The 19,961-nt window shown below is 66.9% G+C and carries 19 protein-coding genes and 1 pseudogene; 7 read left to right on the top strand and 13 right to left on the bottom strand.

Going from position 1 to position 19,961, the window contains the following annotated elements:
• Nucleotides 1-325: 325 nt before the first annotated feature.
• The 4 genes from hisH to hisD are packed head-to-tail and all read right to left on the bottom strand — an operon-like array spanning nucleotide 326 to nucleotide 4,062.
• Complete coding sequence (hisH, locus tag AB0L58_RS37720) at nucleotides 326-961, bottom strand: imidazole glycerol phosphate synthase subunit HisH (protein ID WP_364395052.1); 636 nt, start codon at nucleotides 959-961, stop codon at nucleotides 326-328.
• Nucleotides 958-1,572, bottom strand: coding sequence for an imidazoleglycerol-phosphate dehydratase HisB (gene hisB, locus AB0L58_RS37715; RefSeq protein WP_062988783.1), 615 nt, complete (start codon nucleotides 1,570-1,572; stop codon nucleotides 958-960). The genes hisH and hisB overlap by 4 nt, the downstream gene beginning before the upstream one ends.
• Nucleotides 1,573-1,594: 22 nt before the next feature.
• Nucleotides 1,595-2,728, bottom strand: coding sequence for a histidinol-phosphate transaminase (locus AB0L58_RS37710; protein WP_364395049.1), 1,134 nt, complete (start codon nucleotides 2,726-2,728; stop codon nucleotides 1,595-1,597).
• Entirely contained in the window at nucleotides 2,725-4,062 is a 1,338-nt protein-coding gene (hisD, locus tag AB0L58_RS37705) for a histidinol dehydrogenase (RefSeq protein WP_364395047.1), read from the bottom strand. The genes AB0L58_RS37710 and hisD overlap by 4 nt, the downstream gene beginning before the upstream one ends.
• Nucleotides 4,063-4,232: 170 nt before the next feature.
• Here hisD and AB0L58_RS37700 point away from each other — a divergent pair, with 170 nt between their 5' ends.
• On the top strand, nucleotides 4,233-4,886 hold the full coding sequence (locus AB0L58_RS37700) for a Uma2 family endonuclease (protein ID WP_364395045.1): 654 nt from the start codon (nucleotides 4,233-4,235) through the stop codon (nucleotides 4,884-4,886).
• Nucleotides 4,887-4,959: 73 nt separating this feature from the next.
• Here AB0L58_RS37700 and AB0L58_RS37695 read toward each other — a convergent pair whose 3' ends face one another.
• On the bottom strand, nucleotides 4,960-5,247 hold the full coding sequence (locus AB0L58_RS37695) for a putative quinol monooxygenase (RefSeq protein WP_364395043.1): 288 nt from the start codon (nucleotides 5,245-5,247) through the stop codon (nucleotides 4,960-4,962).
• Nucleotides 5,248-5,585: 338 nt separating this feature from the next.
• Between AB0L58_RS37695 and AB0L58_RS37690 the strand changes: the two are divergent.
• Together AB0L58_RS37690 and AB0L58_RS37685 are read left to right on the top strand one after the other, a co-directional pair.
• Nucleotides 5,586-5,723 (top strand): annotated as a pseudogene (locus tag AB0L58_RS37690) (transcriptional regulator); the annotation flags it as partial.
• Between the two features lie 95 nt (nucleotides 5,724-5,818).
• Nucleotides 5,819-5,956, top strand: a complete 138-nt coding sequence (locus tag AB0L58_RS37685; protein WP_364395064.1) for a hypothetical protein — start codon at nucleotides 5,819-5,821, stop codon at nucleotides 5,954-5,956.
• Between the two features lie 24 nt (nucleotides 5,957-5,980).
• Here the strand turns inward: AB0L58_RS37685 and AB0L58_RS37680 are convergent, their stop codons facing one another.
• The 5 genes from AB0L58_RS37680 to AB0L58_RS37660 all read right to left on the bottom strand — a co-directional run bounded on the left by AB0L58_RS37680 (nucleotide 5,981) and on the right by AB0L58_RS37660 (nucleotide 12,790).
• Nucleotides 5,981-7,657: a protein kinase gene (locus AB0L58_RS37680; protein ID WP_364395041.1), complete on the bottom strand. Its 1,677-nt coding sequence runs from the start codon at nucleotides 7,655-7,657 to the stop codon at nucleotides 5,981-5,983.
• Between the two features lie 115 nt (nucleotides 7,658-7,772).
• Nucleotides 7,773-9,524, bottom strand: coding sequence for a penicillin-binding transpeptidase domain-containing protein (locus tag AB0L58_RS37675; protein WP_364395039.1), 1,752 nt, complete (start codon nucleotides 9,522-9,524; stop codon nucleotides 7,773-7,775).
• Between the two features lie 120 nt (nucleotides 9,525-9,644).
• Nucleotides 9,645-10,502 (bottom strand): arylamine N-acetyltransferase, encoded by an 858-nt coding sequence (locus AB0L58_RS37670; protein ID WP_364395037.1) that lies wholly within the window; start codon nucleotides 10,500-10,502, stop codon nucleotides 9,645-9,647.
• Between the two features lie 60 nt (nucleotides 10,503-10,562).
• Nucleotides 10,563-11,558: a prolyl oligopeptidase family serine peptidase gene (locus AB0L58_RS37665; protein ID WP_364395035.1), complete on the bottom strand. Its 996-nt coding sequence runs from the start codon at nucleotides 11,556-11,558 to the stop codon at nucleotides 10,563-10,565.
• A 20-nt stretch (nucleotides 11,559-11,578) separates the two neighbouring features.
• Entirely contained in the window at nucleotides 11,579-12,790 is a 1,212-nt protein-coding gene (locus tag AB0L58_RS37660) for an MFS transporter (protein WP_364395033.1), read from the bottom strand.
• Nucleotides 12,791-12,897: 107 nt separating this feature from the next.
• Between AB0L58_RS37660 and AB0L58_RS37655 the strand changes: the two genes are divergently transcribed.
• The 3 genes from AB0L58_RS37655 (at nucleotide 12,898) to AB0L58_RS37645 (ending at nucleotide 15,035) form a co-directional block, all read left to right on the top strand.
• On the top strand, nucleotides 12,898-13,233 hold the full coding sequence (locus tag AB0L58_RS37655) for an ArsR family transcriptional regulator (protein ID WP_364395031.1): 336 nt from the start codon (nucleotides 12,898-12,900) through the stop codon (nucleotides 13,231-13,233).
• A 172-nt stretch (nucleotides 13,234-13,405) separates the two neighbouring features.
• Nucleotides 13,406-13,840, top strand: a complete 435-nt coding sequence (locus tag AB0L58_RS37650) for a TerB family tellurite resistance protein (protein ID WP_364395063.1) — start codon at nucleotides 13,406-13,408, stop codon at nucleotides 13,838-13,840.
• Nucleotides 13,841-13,856: 16 nt separating this feature from the next.
• On the top strand, nucleotides 13,857-15,035 hold the full coding sequence (locus AB0L58_RS37645; RefSeq protein ID WP_364395029.1) for a winged helix DNA-binding domain-containing protein: 1,179 nt from the start codon (nucleotides 13,857-13,859) through the stop codon (nucleotides 15,033-15,035).
• A 10-nt stretch (nucleotides 15,036-15,045) separates the two neighbouring features.
• Here the strand turns inward: AB0L58_RS37645 and nadC are convergent, their stop codons facing one another.
• From nadC to nadA, 3 genes are all read right to left on the bottom strand, one after another.
• Nucleotides 15,046-15,906 carry a carboxylating nicotinate-nucleotide diphosphorylase gene (nadC, locus tag AB0L58_RS37640; RefSeq protein ID WP_364395027.1) on the bottom strand — a complete coding sequence of 287 codons (861 nt, stop codon included), beginning with the start codon at nucleotides 15,904-15,906 and terminating at the stop codon, nucleotides 15,046-15,048.
• 60 nt (nucleotides 15,907-15,966) lie between these two features.
• Entirely contained in the window at nucleotides 15,967-17,706 is a 1,740-nt protein-coding gene (locus AB0L58_RS37635; RefSeq protein WP_364395025.1) for an L-aspartate oxidase, read from the bottom strand.
• 114 nt (nucleotides 17,707-17,820) lie between these two features.
• Complete coding sequence (gene nadA / locus AB0L58_RS37630) at nucleotides 17,821-18,864, bottom strand: quinolinate synthase NadA (protein WP_364395023.1); 1,044 nt, start codon at nucleotides 18,862-18,864, stop codon at nucleotides 17,821-17,823.
• A gap of 92 nt (nucleotides 18,865-18,956) precedes the next feature.
• On the opposite strand from nadA, the gene AB0L58_RS37625 reads away from it, so the two are divergent.
• Nucleotides 18,957-19,715, top strand: a complete 759-nt coding sequence (locus tag AB0L58_RS37625; protein ID WP_364395021.1) for an NUDIX domain-containing protein — start codon at nucleotides 18,957-18,959, stop codon at nucleotides 19,713-19,715.
• Nucleotides 19,716-19,961: the final 246 nt, after the last annotated feature.

Here is a 19,961-nt window from a genome sequence, read left to right as displayed (position 1 = left end):
ACCACACGGGGGTATGAGAGAGCCGGAACCAAAAAATATTTGGCACTGACATTCATCGACACACTATTGAGTTCTCAAAGAACACACGCACACACATTCACTTCGGCATAAATCCGAAGCTTCAGTGAGGCAACTTGGTAAAGCTTAGCTCAGCCGACCCCCGACACAAAATCAGGATCCGTCCGAACCAGTGTGATCGTCAGGCGCTCCTCGTCCTACCTCGTTTCCCAGGCCGTTAGGCTCCGGGTCGGTGTCCGTGTCGCTCTGACTTGGATAAAGTTACTTACCGGCGTGCACGATGTCAAATCGCCTGGCCAGCGCGTGTTTACAGCGAGTTCACCCAATTGCGGAGCAACTGCGCGCCCGCGTCACCAGACTTTTCGGGATGAAACTGCGTCGCCGACAACGGGCCGTTCTCGACGGCCGCAAGAAATGAGACGCCGTGTTCGGCCCAGGTGAGCTTCGGCGCGGCGAAATGTTCGCTCGGCGGCAGGTCCCAGGTCTGCGCGGCATAGGAGTGCACGAAATAGAAACGGGTATCGCTGGCCATTCCCGCGAACAGGACACTGTCGGATGGAGCCGACACCGTGTTCCAGCCCATGTGCGGGAGCACAGGTGCCGACAGCCGCTCGACCACACCCGGCCATTCCGCGCATCCTTCGGTTTCCACACCGAACTCCACCCCGCGCTCGAACAGGATCTGCATGCCGACACAGATCCCGAGCACCGGACGACCGCCGGCCAGCCGCTGACCGATGATGCGCTCCCCCCTCACCTCGCGCAGCCCGGCCATGCAGGCCGCGAAGGCACCGACACCGGGAACGACCAGTCCGTCGGCGGCCAACGCGATGTCGGCATCCGCGGTCACCTCGACCGTCGCACCCGCGCGGATCAGCGCGCGGTGCGCGGAATGCAGATTGCCGGAGCCGTAGTCGAGCAGAGCGACCGATTTGGTTGTCACAGCGTCCCCTTCGTCGACGGCACACCGCTCACCCGCGGATCCAGTTCGACGGCGGCGCGCAATGCCCGCGCCACCGCCTTGAATTCGGCCTCGGTGACGTGATGCTGGTCGCGGCCGTACAGCACCCGTACGTGCAGTGCGATGCGGGCGTTCAGCGCGATCGACTCGAATACGTGCCGGTTGAGCACCGTGGAATACGGTGCGCCGGGTCCGGAACCGGGAATCACCGCGTGCAACAGGTGATCGGGTTCGCCGGTGTGCACGCAGTACGGGCGACCGGACACATCCACCGCGGCATGCGCCATGGTCTCGTCCATCGGAATGAACGCATCGCCGAAGCGGCGGATGCCGGACTTGTCGCCCAGTGCCTTACCCAGCGCCTGGCCGAAGACGATGGCGGTGTCCTCGACGGTGTGATGCGCCTCGATCTCGATATCACCCTCGGCGCGCACCGTCAGATCGAAGCTGGCGTGTGCGCCGAGCGCGGTCAGCATGTGGTCGTAGAACGGGACACCGGTGGCGATATCGGTCTTGCCGGTGCCGTCGAGATCCAGTTCGACGACAATATTCGATTCCTTGGTGACGCGCTCCACCCGCGCGGTGCGATTCATCTTTGCTTCCTCCACAGGCGGATTATCGGATGGCGAGGTCGGTGTCGGCCAATGTGCCACTGACGCGTAGGAATTCGTCGTTCTCGGCGGCGAGACCGATGGTGGCGCGCAGATACCCCGGAATGCCGACATCGCGGATCAGCACGCCGCGGTCCAGATAGTGCTGCCAGGCGCGGGGGGCATCGGTGAAGCGACCGAAGAGCAGGAAGTTGGCGTCACTGGGGATCACCTCGAAACCCATGGCGCCCAACGCTGCCGCGACCCGGTCCCGCTGTGCTGCCAGTTCGGCGACGCTCGCGAGGGTTTCCTCGGCGTGGCGCAGGGCCGCACGGGCGGCGGCCTGCGTGACCACCGACAGGTGGTACGGCAGTCGCACCAGCAGCATCGCGTCGATCACTGCCGGGGCGGCGACCAGGTAGCCGAGGCGGCCGCCCGCGAAGGCGAAGGCCTTGCTCATGGTGCGGCTGACCACGAGTTTCGTCGGGTACCGATCGATCAGGGCGATCGCGCTCGGCTCGGCGGAGAATTCGCCGTATGCCTCGTCGACGACGACGATGCCCGGTGCGGCGGCCAGGATCCGAGCCAGGTCGGCCTGCGGAATGCTGTGCCCTGTCGGGTTATTGGGGCTGGTCACGAAGACCACATCGGGTCGACGCTCGGCAATGACGGCGAGCGCGTACTCGATATCGAGGGAGAAGTCGGCATTGCGCTTGGCCTCGACCCACTCGGTATCGATGCCCTCGGAGATGATCGGGTGCATCGAGTACGAGGGCACGAAACCCAGTGCGCTGCGGCCGGGTCCGCCGAAGGCCTGCAGCAGTTGCTGCAGGATTTCGTTGGAGCCGTTGGCCGCCCAGACATTGGCGGTGTGCACCGCGATGCCGGTCTGGCGGGTCAGGTATTCGGCCAGGTCGGTGCGCAGCGCGACGGCGTCGCGGTCCGGGTAGCGGTGCAGGTCGGTGGCGGCGGCGCGAATGGATTCGGCGACGTCGTCGATGAGGGCGCGGCTCGGCGGGTGCGGGTTCTCATTGGTGTTCAGCTGCACCGGCACCGTCAACTGCGGTGCGCCGTAAGGCTTTTTGCCGCGCAGATTCGCGCGCAGCGGGAGGTCGTCCAGGGTGACGCCGGAGCCGGGCACGGTAATCTCGGGGGTCATGCCAGTGCCTCGAATCGCGCCTGCACGGCTTGGCCGTGTGCGGGCAGGTCCTCGGCATTGGCCAGCGCGACCACGTGACCGGCGACGTCTTTGAGCGCGGCCTCGGTGTATTCCACAACGTGGATACCGCGCAGGAAGGTCTGCACGCTCAGGCCCGAGGAGTGCCGCGCGCAGCCCGCCGTCGGAAGCACGTGATTCGAGCCAGCGCAGTAATCACCCAGGCTGACCGGGGCATACGGACCGACGAAAATCGCGCCGGCGCTGCGCACCCGGGCCGCGACGCCCGGCGCATCGGCGGTCTGGATCTCGAGGTGTTCGGCGGCGTAGGCATTCACCACCCGCAGGCCCTGCTCGATATCGTCGACCAGCACCGTGCCGGACTGCTTTCCGGACAATGCCTCTCGCACCCGATGTGCGTGCTTGACCACCGTCATCTGGGTGGTGAGCGCGGCGTCCACCGCATCGGCGAGTTCGACGCTGTCGGTGACGAGCACGCTGGCCGCGAGCACGTCGTGTTCGGCCTGGCTGATCAGATCAGCGGCGACATGGAGCGGATCGGCGGTGGCATCGGCCAGGATCGCGATCTCGGTGGGGCCCGCCTCGGCATCGATGCCGACCAGGCCGCGGCACAGGCGCTTGGCGGCGGTCACGAAGATATTGCCGGGACCGGTGATCAGGTCGACCGGCTCGAGCTGCGTGCCATCGGTATCAATGCCACCGTAGGACAGCAGCGCGACGGCCTGCGCACCACCGACGGCCCATACTTCCTCGACACCGAGCAGCTTCGCGGCCGCCAGGATGGTCGGGTGCGGCAGCCCGCGGAACTGGGCCTGTGGCGGCGAGGCCACCACCAGCGAGTCGACACCGGCCGCCTGCGCGGGCACCACATTCATCACGACGCTCGACGGGTAGACGGCATTGCCGCCGGGCACGTAGAGCCCGACCCGCTCGACCGGCACCCACCGCTCGGTGACCGTGCCACCGGGCACGACCTCGGTGGTGGTGTCGGTGCGTCGCTGATCGGCGTGTACCTGGCGGGTCCGCTCGATCGCGACCTCGAGGCCGGCACGAACGGCCGGGTCCAACTTCTCCAACGCGGCATCGAGTTCGGCTGCGGGTACCCGCACGCTCGCCGGAATCACGCCGTCGAACTGCTCGCTGAATTCCAGCGCAGCCGCGACGCCGCGATCTCGGATCGCCTCCACCACGGGTCGCACCTGATGCAGCACCGAGTCCACGTCGACTCCCCCGCGCGGCAGCGCGGTGCGCAGCTCGGCAGCGGAGGGAGTACGGCCGCGCAGATCGACGCGGGCGAGCTCGATGCGGGATGTCATGAGGTCTGCGATCCTGTCTGTTCTGATCCTTGGACGCCGTGCCCGACGCCGAGCGGTCGGTATTCTCCGCTCCAGCTACCAGCCTATCGGTCGCATGCCGCCGGTTATCCGCTGCGGCGCCGGTTTCGGAAACATCGCTGCCCTGCGACGAGGCTGACTACGATGGCGGCATGTCCATTCCGCACGTTCAGCGGCCCGACCTCCCCGAATACATGACATGGGAGGAGTTGGAGCGACTTCCCGAGGAGATCGCCGAGCAGATCGAACTGTGGGATGGGCGGGTGGTGTGGGTTCGGCGCGGACCTTCCGAACACCAAGTGTTCATGGGACGTCTGTGGATAGCTCTCGAGCGTTGCGCACGCAGCGATATGTCGGATCGACCGCAGCACTGCTGGCGAGTCGGTTTCGAAACCAACGTCTTCCTCGGACGCACTGGCAAGTCCGACTTCATGACACCCGACTTCCTCGTCCACCGCTGCCTCGAATCGCCTTACCAGGACGTTCGTGGCGGCGATGTCTTACTGGTCGGCGAAGTCTTGTCTCCGTCCAACACTCAGACCGATATCGAGGCAAAGAAGGGGCGCTACGCGAGTGCCGGAATTCCCTGGTACTGGGAAGTGCATCTGGCTCGTGAAGCGAGCGCAATCGCAATTGTGCGCGCGTACGTCCTGCAGACCGGAGCCGGTGAGCTGCCGGACGGAGTTCACCCACTGCGTTCGGCCAACTACCTGCTGGCCGGTGAATGGACCCCGCACGACACCGACGACATCAAGATCGACTTCCCCTTCCCGATTCAGATCCCCTGGAGCGAACTCGAATACTGATCGCCGAGTCAGTGCGGCGGCGGAGTTCAGGCAGATCGTTGCCCGCCCCGCGTGATCGGGGCAGGCGGAACGGTCAGGCGGGGACGAGGCGTTTGATCACCGTAGGCTCGGTGAGGATTTGGACGAGCACGTCGCGGACGTGGAAGAAGTGCGGGGTCGCGAAGTGCTCGTGGAGGGCCTCGGGCCCGGTCCACTCCTCGAGCAGCACCATGCGGGACGGGTCGTTCGGGTCGGCGTAGGGCTGGTAGGCGAGGCAACCGGGCTCGGCCAGGGAAGGTTCGATCATCGCTTCGAGTGCGGTGCGGAGGCGATCCTCCTGTCCGTCGGAAGCTAGGAATTGGGTGACGACGTGCCGTGTCATTTCGGTGCCCCTCGGCCGTCGATCCCGGGCTCGCCCCGTTCGACAACGTCATCGCGGCACCCTCTACATCTCCGATACTGGGTCGTCGCCCTCAGCGGCCTGGCTGAATGTCACATTCGACCAACCACTGCGCTCTGGCTGCACGCTCAGTGTGAATGTCTCCGGCTGGACTGCCGGCCAACTCAGGCACACATGGTGGGACACCGTACCCATCTGATTACTCAGTCCTGAGAGTGATCGGGTGTCGGTGGCACCGGCTCAGCCCATATCCGCCGAATGTCGAAATCACCCAATTCGCCACAGCCGCAATGGGATAGTCGCCGCGCACCGGCGTAGGGTTGTCGAATGGACGACCGGACCGAGCTCAGCGGGTCCGCAAATCGCGCCGCGGCCGCCTACGCCCGCAGGCCGTCGGGTTGCGTGACCACGGCGGAGTGCGCCGAGTCGCTGGTCTGCGGCGCGAGGAGTTGGCCGGGTGCCGGGGTGACATCTCGGTTACGCACTCCTTAATGCGAAGAGCGCCGGTTGCCCGGTTCGGGCTGAGGTCGCGTACTACCGGTTGCACAGGCAGATGGGAACCCCGCGCCTGCCCGACGATCCGGATCAGGGGCGGATCATGCACACCACCGAGCCGGATTCGCCGAGCGCCACCGCCCTTGCACTGCTGGTGAATTGGGCGCAGACCTCGTTGCGGTCCGTTGACCGATAGCGCACCGCACCCGCCGCCGTGCGCCTAGCGCGCGTCGCCGCTGCGGGTGTCGCTGTCGATGAGTGGGGCGCCGCTGCCAGGGTTGATCAGCCGCAGCGTCACCGACCTGTTCTGGCCGGCATAGGTCACGCTGGCCACATTGATTTCCACCGAACCGTCCGGGTTGGTGCCGGTACCACCACCGGCCGCATCAACAGTGTTGAAGCCCGTGACCCGATTCTGCGTCCAGTAATCCTGGAAGGCTGACTGGCTGCCGTAGACCCGCTGGGCAGCGGGAGTCAACTGTTTCCATGCAGCCGCGAAACTCATGTAGGTGAGGTTGTTGTAGAAGTCCACCACTTGATCGATGGACTGCCGCGAGTCTGCCGTGCCGACGCTCTTCGTTTGCCCCGGCGAGCCCGCGGCAGCCGTGGAAGTGGTGCCCTTCGAGGCGGACGACGAAGGCGGACTCGCTTGCACCGATGGCGTATTGGTGCCCGACTGATTCAGCGCACCGATCAGGACCGCCACGACGGCCACCACCGCACCGATGGTCGCACCGATCAAGACCGCCTTGCGCTTGCCGCCGGACTTGCGCGGCACCGGACGCGGCTGTGTCGCTGTCTGCGGATGCGCGGCGGTTCTCGGATGCGCGGCGGTCCTGGGATGCGACGCGCCACCGGGGTTGTTGGGGCGGGCGGTATTTCGCGGTGCCGCCGGACGTGGCTGCCGTGCGGTCGGCTGATGCTCCGGCGTCGGGTTCGCGGGCGGCCGCAGCGCACGGGTCGCGGATTCGCCGCGGCGTCCGAATGCCTCACTGGCGGGGACGAATCCGGCGTGTACCGGTGCGGAACCGGAATCGGCGAGCGCGGACAGATGTTCGCGGGCCGCACGCATGGTCGGCCGGTCGGCGGGATCCGGGCTGAGCAGATCCAGCAGGAAGTCGGTTGCCGGGCCCGCGTGCCGAGGCTCGCTGACCTGGCCATTCGCCGCGGCGTAGAGCACGGCGAGTGGGTTGGCGCTGGAACCGTACGGCGGCTCCCCCTCGAGTGCGTGGAATAGCGTTGCGCCCAAAGCGAATACGTCGGCGGCGGGCGACGGGTCGGCGCCGCGCGCGACCTCCGGTGCGAGATAGGCGGCGGTACCGCAGATCAGACCGGTCTCGGTGAGGGTGACGTCACCGGTGGCGCGGGAGATGCCGAAGTCGGTGATTTTCACCGTGCCGGTGTCGTCGAGCAGGATATTGCCCGGTTTGACATCGCGGTGCACGATTCCGGCGTGATGCGCGGCGATGAGCGCCGAGGCGACCTGTTCGCCGATCCGCGCGACCTGGGTCAGCGGCAGCATGCCCTGCGCGGAGATCACGCCCGCCAGACTCTTCGACTTCAGATACTCCATCACCAGGCACGGATCGCCGTTGTGCTCGGTGATATCGAAGACCACGATCGCATTCGGATGCTGGAATCGTGCCGCATTGCGGGCCTCGCGGATCGCGCGCTGACGCACCACATCGCGCTCGGCTTCGGGCAGGCTCGGCTTGATATGGATCTGCTTCACCGCGACCGAGCGCTGCAGGCGTTCGTCGATCGCGCGCCAAACCACACCTGTGCCGCCGCTACCAATCCGCTCGACCAGGCGGTAGTGCTCCGCGATCAATTGACCGGTATCGATGGCGCCTACTCCGAACCTTCTCGAAATCGTGACATCACGCGTATTGACCATCAACGCGTTCCGCCGACGAGTGTAGCGGGGCGCAATCAACGGCACACGGCTGCGGGGGTATATTCGCCGCCCACGCCGCGCCGATCGCCGATTCCGTCCCGGTCGACAGTGTCACTCAGTGCCGCGCACGCAGCATACGACCCGCGGCCTCCACGGCCGGACCCGAACTGTTCGCATCGCTGACGAAGACGGCAAAGGCCAGGTCATCGTCGATACCGACGAACCAGCCGTGCGCATGCTTGTCATCGATGTACTCGGCGGTGCCCGTCTTGCCGATCAGGTCCGGAATATCGCGCAGCGCCGTGGCAGTGCCGCCGGTAATGGTTTCACGCATCATGGTTTTCAGCTGCTCATCGGTGGTCGGCGGCAGTGGGGCCGGAGTGCGATCGGCCACGCCGGGTTGCCCGTTGACCACCATCGGCAGCGGCATCGATCCGTGCGCGATGGCTGCGGCGACCAGCGCCATCCCGAACGGTGATGCCGTCACCTTGCCCTGGCCGATACCGGACTCCACACGCAGCGCTGGAGTGTCCGCGGTCGGCACCTTGCCGGTGACTGTGGTCAGACCAGGTGTGACGAAGTCGATGCCGAGACCGAGCTGTGCCGCGGCATCGGTCAGTCCGTTCGGTGCGAGATTCACCGCGAGTTGGCCCATGGTGGTGTTGCAGGACTGGGCGAAGGCGGTGTGCAGCGCGACATTGCCGAGGTCGAAATTATTGTCGTTGGGGATGCGGCGGCCCTCGATATTCGCGGTGGCCGGGCACGGCAGCACGGTGTCGGGGGTCACCGCGCCGGATTGCAGTGCTGCCGAGACGGTGACGGTCTTGAAGGTCGAACCCGGCGGATACAGGCCGGTGAGCGCGATCGGCCCCTGGGCGTCGGCGGCCGCGTTCTGCGCGACGGCGAGCACCTTTCCGGTGGACGGTTGCAGTGCGACGATCGCTGCGGGCTGGGTGATCGGCGTCAACGCGCTCTCCGCGTAGCGCAGCAAATCGGTGTCGAGTGTGGTCACGATATCCGCGGTGGGTTTCGGATCTCGACCGGCGACGCGTTCGGTGCCGTCGGCGGTCTGCGCGCGCACCGCCCAGCCGGCCGCCGCATCGGCGGAGCGCTGCCAGAGGTCGGCGAGGCCGGACAGCACCGGTGACGCGAGGGATTTGTCGGTGGCGAGCAGACGGGTCTGCGGTGCGAGGGTGACGCCGGGAACCGCCGCGAGCGCTGTCTGGATCGGGGCGATATCGGCGTCCCGCAAGGTGACGGCGGTGATCGACTTGCCGTGTGCCGCTGCCAGATCCGATTGCAATGACGCCGCTGTGATATCGGCGGCAACGGGGGCGAGCAGGTCCGCGAGCGCGGCGGTGTCGGCACCGGGGGCAACGTTCACCAGGGTGACCACCTGCTCGGTCATCAACTCGCCGCCCGATGCCTCCAGAACGCGTGCGGGCTGCGGATAGCTGGTGGCGTAGCTCAACGGGCCGAGAGCGAGACCCGGTGCGATCGCGTCGGGATCCCATTCGACCTTCCAGCCGTCACCGGAATCGCTGGCGGAGCCGGTGGTGGTGTAGCTCCACTCGTCCTTGCCGTCCTTGCCGAACTTCCAGGTGGCGGCGAGGGTGAAGGAGTTCTTGTCCACACCGCGGACCTCGAATTTCACGTCCTTGCCGAGCCCGTCATAGAGCTTGCCGAGCGCATCCGACGCCTTGGTCGGATCGCCGGTGAGTGCGGCGGCCGCGGCGATATCGCCCCGGCTGAGCGCATCGGCGAACTGCCCGGCGACGGTGTCGGGCTGGTCCGGCCCTGAGCTGCAACCACTCAGGGCCAGGACGGTGGCTGCGAACAGAACGAGAAGATTCCGGTTGGCGCGCACCCGGCCGACTCTAGTGGCCCTCGGCGACCCGTTCGGGTAGCCCGCACGGCGAAATCGGCACCTGCTGTCACGATCCGAGGTGGCTACGACAGGTGCGAATCCTCGGGAAGAGTGCGGACTTCAGGGCAGCCAGGGACCTTGGGCGAGAGCGATGGCGTCGGGTTCGGAGAGTTCGATATCGAAGACCTCGGTGAGGATTTTCGGAAGTTCGGCGGGTTCGAGTTCGCGAGTTCCGCTGGAGCCGTTCGGATATTCGGTGATGAGGGTGAGGTTGTCGAGGACGTGGTGCACGTCCGGGAGGAAACGCTGCACGAACGGTCGGGTGGTGAACGGTGAGCGCGGCGAGGTCGAGACGAAGTGGTTGCCGACCGCGAAATCGATGCGGTACTGCGGGTTCAATGTGAAGGTGTAGCGGTCGATCCAGCCGTCGCGGCCGAACTGGTGCAGCACCCACAGGTCGCTGTCGAGTTCACCGGTGGCATGTTCGAGCCGGAAACGCCAGTCGCCGAGCGCGAATTCGCCGCCCTCGACGAGTTCGTAGGGCGCGAGCGGTCCGGAGCCGAAGCCGACGTCGCAGATCCAGACGCGATCGTCATCGCTGGTGGTGACGCGCAGCAGCGCGTGGGTTGGCGGGCGCAGACCCTCGGATACGCCCATGGTGACGCGGCCGCTGAGTCCGGTCACCCCGAAGCCGAGCCGTTCCAGCGCGGCGGCGAACAGGCCGACGTTCTCGTAGCAATACCCGCCGCGTCGGTGCCGGATCATCTTGTCCTGCAAAGATTCCAGATCGAGCGGAACAGGGCGGCCGAGAATGGACTCCAGGTTCTCGAACGGGATCGTGGTGGTGTGCGCGTAGACGAGAGCGTGCAGGGTGGCCAGCGTCGGGGTGCGGTCGCCGGTGTAGCCGATGCGGGCCGAGTACGTCTCCAGGTCCAACTCCGCGCCGTTCCAGTGGTATGCGGGGTCATTCGGCTTCATTGCACCTCTCCTTGTATGCGGTCCCGCCCGAATGAACCACACCGCACCGACAGGTGTTCCCTAGGCCGCGCATTTGGCGTTGGGCGGGGCCGCGGGAGCGGTCACGATGCCACGGGCGACGTCGACCAGATAGTCGCGATCGGGTCCGTCGACGGGTTCCATGCCGAGTAGTAGGCGCTCGACGACGCAACCGCCCTCGAAGTACGCGGGACCGATGCTGTGATCACCGGGAACCACGGCGCCGTTCAGGTCGCGGCCGGTGACGATCGTGTACATCGAAGTGGGCTTACCCGCGGCGAGCAGTCCCGCGCGCATTTCCAGAGTCGCCGGGTACGGCACCACATCGTCGGCGGTGCCGTGGATGAGAAAGGCGCGTTTCATGCTCATCCGGGCGGCGAGCAGAGCGGGCGAACGTTCGGCGTAGGCCTGCGGACAGACCGTCGGGGCGCAGTCGCCCGCATCGCGTTCGATCTGGGCGGGCAGTGCGGGATCGACGCCCGCCGAGGCGAGCCACATGCTGAAATCGTCCGCGGGACCGTAATTGTCGACCCAGTAGTCGAAGAGCCCTTGCGGACCGTGCGCCACCGCCAGACCACTCATGGTGCCGCCTTGACTCCAGCCCCACAGCACCGTGCGGCCGATGGATGGATGCTCGTCTTTGTACCGCTGGGTGGCGGTGACGATATCGCGCCAGCCCGCCCACAGATTCCACTCACCGGTCCGCCAGACGCTGGTCGCGCTGCGGGCGTCCATGGACAGAATCGGGGTCGCGGTGCGACGGGCGATCGAGGTCAGATATTCGGCGAAATCGGCGGAGGTGCCGCCGTGGCCGTGCACCGCGACGACCAGATCGCGCGGTATGAGATCGCTGGCCGCACAGCGGTACGGCTCGTACACCCGGCCGGTGGCGTCCTCGCCGTCCACCGTCAGGGTCACCGGCCGCACGTCGACTCGGACCACGCATTCCGGTTCGGCCGAAACGGGCGATGCGACAAGGCTTGTCGTCGACACCGCGGCGAACAGCGCACAGCCGAGCGTCAGCAGTAGGTGTCTCATCCTCGAATGATGACATGTGGCTATCGCTGTCCGGTCGCGGTGCCGGGGCGAGTCGCGACGAATACCGCGCCGAGTACCGCGGCCGCACCTACGATGCCCGCGAAGGCCGTCGCGCCCGCCGGCAAACCGATTGCGTCACTGAGGAATCCGGCCGACAGGGCCAACACGGCGGCGGGCAGGTAGCCGCCGACGTTCTGGGCGGCATTGGCCTCGGCGAGCCGATCGGCGGGCACGCTCGCGCTGATGGCCGTGAGACCACCGAACTGGCCCATGCCCTGGCCGACGCCCGCGAGGATCGCAGCCGCGGCGAAGAACGCGATCGCCGACAGCCGCAGCGCCGCGACCAGGGTGATCATGCTGAGCAGGGTGGCCGCCGTGCCGCCGAGCAGAATGGTGCGCAGGCGCAGGCGCCGCACCGCGAACTGGATGCCGGTGGCGCCGAGGAACATGACGAAGGCCAGGCCGCCCGCGAGCACCCGACTGGTGGCGCCCAACAGGTCCGACAGCAGCGAGGGGCCGAGCGAGAGCACGAACGACGTCGCGGTAATGCCCGGCGCGAACACCGCGATGCCAAGCAGCACGGCGGTGCGTCCACCGGGTGCGACCGCGGGAATGCGAATCCACGGGCCACGTGCGTGCGCACCCTTGGGCAGGTCGAGACGTGCTATGACCGCGAAAGCCGTAGCGAGCAAGACGATTTCGATGACGAAGATGGTGACGGTCGGGCCGGGAACCAATTGCGAGAGCAGACCCGCCAGCAATGGACCGAAACCCGCGCCGAGCACCATGGCCGATGACGCCGCGAGTGCGGCAAGGCGTTTGCGCTCCGGGCCGCCGACATCGGTCACCGCCGCCATCCCCGCCGACACGGCCGCGCCGACCGCTATTCCGGTGAGCAGGCGCGCGATCGCCAGCATCGCAACCGAATGCGCGGTGGCGAACAGGACGCACGCGAGCATCGCGAGGAGCACCGCGGGTAGCAGCACGGGCTTGCGGCCGATACGGTCCGAGACCACACCCGCGACCAGCAGTGCGCCGAGCAACCCTGCTATGTAGCAGGCAAATACCGCGGTCAGCGTGCCCGAGGAGAAGCCGAGTCGCTGCTGCCACACGATATAGAGCGGGGTCGGCGCATTCGACAGCACGAAGACCGCGAGCACCGGCCAGGCCGCCAGCCACACCGTGCCGCCGCGCCGCACCTCGGTTTCCGGTTTCGCCGCAAGCGTTGTCATCCCAACCTCCATTGTTCGAACTTTCTCGTACTGGTACGACGGAAGTCGAACTTAACATCTAGTACGATAGAAGTCGAACCAAGGATTCGCGATCCACAGGAGACCCGATGCCATCGACCGACACCGGCGCGACCACGCTGCCCGAGCCGACGCGTGCCGAGCTCCGGCTCGAGGATGTGCTCGGCGTGCTCAGCGATCCGCTGCGGTTGGGCATGGTGCAGAAATTGCTGCTCGAATCCCCCGAGACCGATCGCTCCTGCGGCTGGTTCGACATCGATCGGCCGAAATCGACACTGACGCACCATTTCCGGGTGCTGCGTGAGGCCGGTATCACCCGTCAGCGGCAGTACGGGCTGGAGCGCCGCAGCCGGGTGCGGATCGAGGACCTCGATGCGCGGTTCCCGGGACTGCTCGATCTGGTGCGTGCCTGGCAGCCAACATAATTCGGCGGCGTTTCGCCGGGCACGCGTGTTTCGCTGGGTTCTGCTACGGTGCGCGATGTCGATCCAGAGTTCGGGCCCGCCGGTCGCCCGAACCTCGTTCCGGGGAGCTTCGATGGCCTTCTTGAATCGTCTCATCAGCAATGCGACCAATTTCGGTCGCCTGATCGACCTGATGGACAAGGCCCCGCAGTGGCGGGCGCAGTTGCTGGCCAAGAAGAACGAGCTGCGCGGCGGCACATTCCGCGATGCGAGCATGGCCATCTGCGCGCTCGTCGCCGCGGCCGACGGCACCATCGATCCGGCCGAGCGGATGCGGGTGGCCGGACTCATCGGCTCCGATCCGGTGCTGCAGAACTTTCCGACCGATGAGCTGCGCGACCTGTTCGAAGACAACTGCAACCGGTTGGTCGACGATGCGGCGTTCGGGCGGGCGTATGTGCTGCAGCAGATCGGCAAGGCGGCGGATAAGCCGACCGAGGCGCATGCGGTCGCGCAGATCGGCATCATGATCGGCAATGCGGATGGGAATTTCGACCAGGACGAGATCGCGGCCGTGCGGGAGGCGTGCCAGGCGTTGCGGGTCGATCCGCAGGAGTTCGGCATCTGACCGCTACTATTCGCATATGCGTTCGATTGATGTGGCGGAGCGGCGGGCCCGGCTTGCGCGGCGGCATCGGCTCACGTCGGCGTGCCGCACCGATGATGTTGCCGATATCGTCCGGTCCCTCGTGGTACTGCATGCGACCGATCCCGCGACGGTGTATCTGTCGGTGAACGCGCGCAGTCACACTGCCGCGCCAGGACATGTCGAGAAGGCCCTGTACGACGATCGGACGCTGCTGCGCTTGCTCGCGATGCGGCGCACCATGTTCGTCGCACCGGTCGAATTGCTGCCGGTATTACAGGCGTCGTGCGCGGATGCGCTGGCGGAGAAGCAACGTCGCACCTACAGCAGGTTCATCGACCAGGCCGGAGTTGTCGACGGGGATGTGCGCGCGTGGCTCGCCGACGTCGAAGACGAAACGCACAAGGCGCTGCTGGCACGCGGGGCGGCGACCGGCGCACAGCTGAGCAAGGACGTCCCTCGGCTGCGCACGCAGGTGAATCCCGCTCCGGACAAGGCGTATTCGCGACCCAACAGCATTACCACCTGGGTGCTCGTCATCCTCGGCGTCGAGGGGCGCATCGTGCGCGGTCGGCCGAATGGCAGCTGGACGAGCAGCCAATACACCTGGGCGCCGATAGAAACCTGGCTGCCGCAAGGTGTTGCGACCATACCCACCGATGCGGCCCGCGCCGAACTCGTCCGACGGTGGCTCTACGCCTTCGGCCCCGCCCCGATCACCGACATCAAGTGGTGGACCGGCTGGACGCTCACCGAAGTACGCAAGGCCCTCGCCCAACTCGATGTGGTGGAGGTCGATCTCGACGGCACCACCGGGCTGCTGCTCGCCGACGACCAGGACCCGACCCCCGAGCCCGAACCCTGGGCCGCCCTGCTCCCCGCCCTCGACCCCACCCCGATGGGCTGGCAGTACCGCGACTGGTACCTCGGGCCGCACGCACCGATGCTCTTCGACCGCAATGGAAACGTCGGCCCCACCATCTGGTGGAACGGCCGTATTGTCGGCGGCTGGGCCCAACGCAAGGACGGCGAAATCGTCTACCGCCTACTGGAAGACATCGGCTCGGCAGCCGAATCGCTCATCGAAGCCGAAGCCGTCCGCACCGCATCCTGGTACGGCGAGGTTCGCGCCATCCCGCGCTTCCGTACCCCATTGGAACGCGAACTCACCACCTGACGGATCGCTACTACATGTCCAGGCCGAGGTCGAGGACACGGACGGAGTGGGTCAGCGCACCGACTGCCAGGTAGTCGACACCGGTGCGGGCGTAGTCGGCGGCGTCGGCGAGGGTCAAGCCGCCGGAGGATTCGAGTTCGGTGCCGGGTGCCCTGGCATCACGACGCTGGACGGCGGCTTGGGTCTGCCAGAGGGGGAAGTTGTCGAGCAGGACCAGTTCGACATTTTCGGCCAGGACGGCGTCGAGTTGTTCGAGGCTGTCCACTTCGACCTCGCAGGCGATGTCAGGGGCCAGGTCGCGCACGGCGCGCAGGGCCGCAACCACCGAACCGGCCGCTACCACGTGGTTGTCCTTGATCAGGGCGGCGTCGCCGAGACCCATGCGGTGATTGACGCCACCGCCGACACGGACCGCGTACTTCTGCAAGGCACGCAGGCCCGGCAGGGTTTTGCGGCTGTCGCGGATGCGGCAGTTCGTGCCCGCGACCGCGTCGACCCAGGCTGCGGTGGCGGTCGCGATCCCGGACAGGTGGCAGACGAGGTTGAGCATGGTGCGTTCAGCGGTGAGCAGGCCGCGGGTCGGCGCGACCAGCTCGAGTACCGAACGGCCCGGCTCGACCCGGGTCCCGTCGGCGACCCGATCGGTGATTTCGTAATTGCCCGCACCGATCACCTCATCGAGCACGAGCAGGCCGATATCGAGTCCGGCCACCGTGCCCGGCTGGCGTGAAACCACCGATGCCTTCACCGCCGCATCGGCGGGAACCGTTGCCGCCGTGGTGATATCGGGGCCGTAGCGCAGATCCTCATCCAACGCGGTGCGAATCAGGGCCAGCACCTCGTCACGATCCAGGCCGGTATCCAGTCCCATCAGTGCACTCCTTGTCCTACTACCCGCACGTTCGCGGAGATTTCTCGTGCCGTGTCGCCGTCATGAGGCGCTGGGAATGGCGTCCTGGGTCCAGGTGGTGAGGTCGAGGCCGTCGGGGGCTGGGACGGGGTGACCTTCTGGGCCCAGACGTACCGCGCGGCTGTGGCATTGGTGGTCGTCGGGGGTCGGGTGATCGGAGCGGGTGTGGGAGCCGCGGCTTTCGGTGCGCGCTGCCGCGGAAAGCAGGAGCACCTGGGCGGTGAGGGTGAGGGCGGCGTCCTCGAAGGCGGTGATGCGCTGTGCCGCGGCCGCGGTGGCGGCCGACCCGTTGAGGTCTTCGGCGCCGCCCGGTGTGTCCTTGCGCGTCGAGATGTCGCTCACCGGCGAAAGTTCGCCGGTGAATCGCTGGTTGGCACTGGTCAACTCGGCACGCAAGCGACTTGCCGCACTGTGCGACACCGCATCCCGCAACCGCGCGGCCGCCTCCGCCAGCCCGGCGGCATCGCGAACCACGGAGGCATGCGACGTCATCGACTGCTGCACCAAGGCGCGGGCCGCGCGCGGAATGGTATGGAAGGACACATCCGTCACCTGCGCGTCCTGGCCGAGACGTTCGGCGGCGGCCACCCCGGCTCGCTCACCGACCACCAAGCCCTCGAGCAGACTGTTCGAGGCCAACCGGTTGGCACCGTGCAGTCCCGTCCGCGCCACCTCACCCGCCGCGTACAGGCCGGGAACCGCGGTCCGGCCGTGGGTGTCGGTCACGACCCCACCACATTGGTAGTGCGCGGCGGGGGCGACCGGAATCAGATCGGTATGCGGATCGATCCCGGCGGCCAGGCAGGATGCGGTGATCGTCGGAAAACGTTGCGGGAAGCGATCGAGGGCTCGGGCGTCGAGATAGACATGGTCGGTGCCGAGTGCCCGCATCCGGGCGGCGATCGCACGCGACACCACATCGCGCGGTGCCAGATCACCGCGCGGGTGCACCCCCGCGGTCACCGAATTCCCTTCGGAATCAACCAGTGTCGCGCCTTCGCCGCGAACCGCCTCGCTGATCAACGGGCGTCTGCCGAGTCCGCCGGGGGTGTATAGCACCGTCGGATGGAATTGCACGAATTCCAGATCGGCCACCGTCGCACCGGCCCACAGCGCAAGGGCGATGCCGTCGGCGGTGGCACCGGGCGGATTCGTGCTCAGCGCGTACAGCTGACCGAGCCCGCCCGTGGCCAGCAGCACCGCCGGTGCGTGTACGACCCCGAAGCCGTTCTCGGACACCGCGAGCACACCCTGCACACCGGTCCGACCGGTGACCACTTCCAGTGCCGCGGCACCGAACAGGACCGGCAGCCCGGCCGCGTTGAGCGCCCGCTGCACCTCGGCGCCGGTGGCGTCACCTCCGGCGTGGATGATCCGTCGCGTGCTGTGCCCACCCTCGCGGGTACGCGAAATCTGACCGTCCCGCGCGAGATCGAAGACCGCGCCCAGATCGGTCAATGCGGCGACGGCGGCCTGACCGCCTTCGACGATGGATCGCACCGCCGCCTCGTCACACAGTCCGGCACCGGCCTCGACCGTGTCGCGCACGTGCGATTCCACCGAATCCTCATGCGGCGCAACAACAGCGATACCGCCCTGGGCATACTGGGTCGCGGTATCCGTCGGACCGCCCTTGCTGAGGATGAGCACCCGCAGACCGCGCAGCGATGCCGTCCGTGCCGCGGTCAACCCGGCGACACCGCCGCCGATCACGACCAGATCGGCGGCGGCTTCCCAGTCGATCCGCGGCGCGGCGCTCATGAGCGACTGCCCTTCTCGACCCGGTCGGCGGCGAAACCGCTACCGACCGCCCCGGCGGTCATTCCGCACCGCCACTCCGGACGAGCGCGCACCTCGCGCTCAATTCGCAGCCGTTCATTCGCCACCGCCCGGGTTGCCGATTTCGATCATGCGCTGCACCGAATCGCGGGCCAGCGCGGCGGTTTCCAGATCGACGTGCACCTCGTCGGTGTTCTCCACAAGCGAGCGGAGCAGTGCCGCCGGGGTGATCATCTTCATGTACTTGCACGACGCACGATCGTTCACGGCCTGGAAGTCGATGCCGGGAGCGGCCTTTCGCAGCTGGTGCAGCATGCCGACCTCGGTGGCAACCAGGACCTGATTCGACTTCGCGGCCTTGGCTGCGTCGATCATTCCGCCGGTCGACAGAATGTGCACCCGGTCGGCCGGGAACGAACCCTCGCCCGCGAGGTATAACGCCGAAGTGGCACAACCACATTCGGGGTGTACGAACAGTTCGGCATCCGGATGGGTGCGGGCCTGTTCGGTCAGTTCGTCCCCGTTGATCCCCGCGTGCACGTGGCATTCACCCGCCCAGATATGCATATTCACGCGGCCGGTGACCCGCTTGACGTGCGCGCCGAGGAACTGGTCCGGCAGGAACAGCACCTCGCGGTCCGGGTCGATGGAGGCGACCACATCGACGGCATTCGAGGAGGTGCAGCAGATATCGGTGAGCGCCTTCACCGCGGCGGTAGTGTTCACGTACGAGACGACCACCGCATTCGGGAATTCGGCCTTCCAGGCGCGCAATTCGTCGGCGGTGATGGAATCGGCCAGGGAACAGCCCGCCCGCTGGTCCGGAATGAGCACGGTCTTCTCGGGGCTGAGGATCTTGGCCGTCTCGGCCATGAAATGCACACCGCAGAACACGATGGTGTCCTCGGGCGCCTCGGCCGCGATGCGGGACAGCGCCAGCGAGTCACCAACGTGGTCGGCCACGTCCTGGATCGCGGGCAACTGGTAGTTGTGCGCGAGAATCGTCGCGTTGCGCTCCCTGGCGAGGCGCTTGACCTCGGCCGCCCACTCCGGTGTGGCCTCGACACCGGCGAATCCGGTCGGACCGTCGAATACCTGCCCCATCAGCGGGGGCGCCAACTTCACACCCGTCGTCGCCATGGATGGCTCCTCTCCTCGTGCGCTCGGCCCTGTGCCTTTTCACATGCCAGCCGATTCGCACCAAACCAGGTTTTCGACTTATAATCGAAAACGTGGCCCATAGTAGCACCATCCACGAAACCCTCACCGCGGTGTTCCAGGTTCGGCGCTTCCTCGGCGACATCACCGCAGGTAGCAGCCCTGCGCGCATGACAGACGAGCTGATTCGACCATGTCCGCCCGGTCAGCGGACCGAACTCGCGGTGCTGCTGTGGGAACGCGCACTCGACCCGCAGAAGGGCACCTGGTCGCTACCCGGCGGGCGGCTGCGCGATGACGAGGACCTCAATGTCTCGGCCCGCCGCCAGCTCGCCGAAAAGGTCGACGTCCGCGAGCTGGCGCATCTGGAGCAGCTGTCGGTATTCAGCAATCCGGATCGGGTGCCCGCACCGCGCCGGATCGCTTCGGCCTATCTGGGTCTGGTGCCGCTGACCGCAGACCCACAACTGCCGTCGGATACCACCTGGCATCCGGTGTCGAAGTTGCCGTTGATGTCGTTCGATCACGGTACCGTTGTCGAGCATGCGCGCACCCGGCTCGCGGCCAAGCTGTCGTACACGAATATCGCCTTCGCCCTGGCACCGGAGCGGTTCACCATGTCGACGCTGCGCGAAATCTACTGCGCCGCACTTGGTTACGAGGTCGATACGACGAATCTGCAGCGAGTTCTCACCCGCCGCAAGGTGATCACGCCGACCGGCGCGACCGCCTCCCCCGGCCGGGCGGGTGGACGCCCCGCGGCGGTCTATCGGTTCACCGATTCCGAGCTCCGGGTCACCGACGAATTCGCCGCGCTGCGCCCACCCACCTGACCTCCCCGCGATCGGCTGCCCCACGATCGCCCCTTGGTTCGGCGACCGCTCCCGAAGCAATCGCCGAGTTCGAAATGGACTGTGCCGCAACCACTGCCGTAGGGGCTGCGGCATCCGAGCGTGTCCCGATCACCATCGACCGGGGCACTCCCCTTCTACTCGGACAGCCCGCCGGGCCCATGCCCGGAGCTCACAATGCACACCGACCACAGGCACGCGAACGCGGACTCGGCCGGAGTGACTGTC

It is taken from the genome of Nocardia sp. NPDC052112 (genome assembly GCF_040680135.1).
GTDB lineage: Bacteria > Actinomycetota > Actinomycetes > Mycobacteriales > Mycobacteriaceae > Nocardia.
The sequence above is the reverse complement of the archived record's forward strand: the minus strand, read 5'-3'. Positions and strand labels throughout refer to the sequence as shown.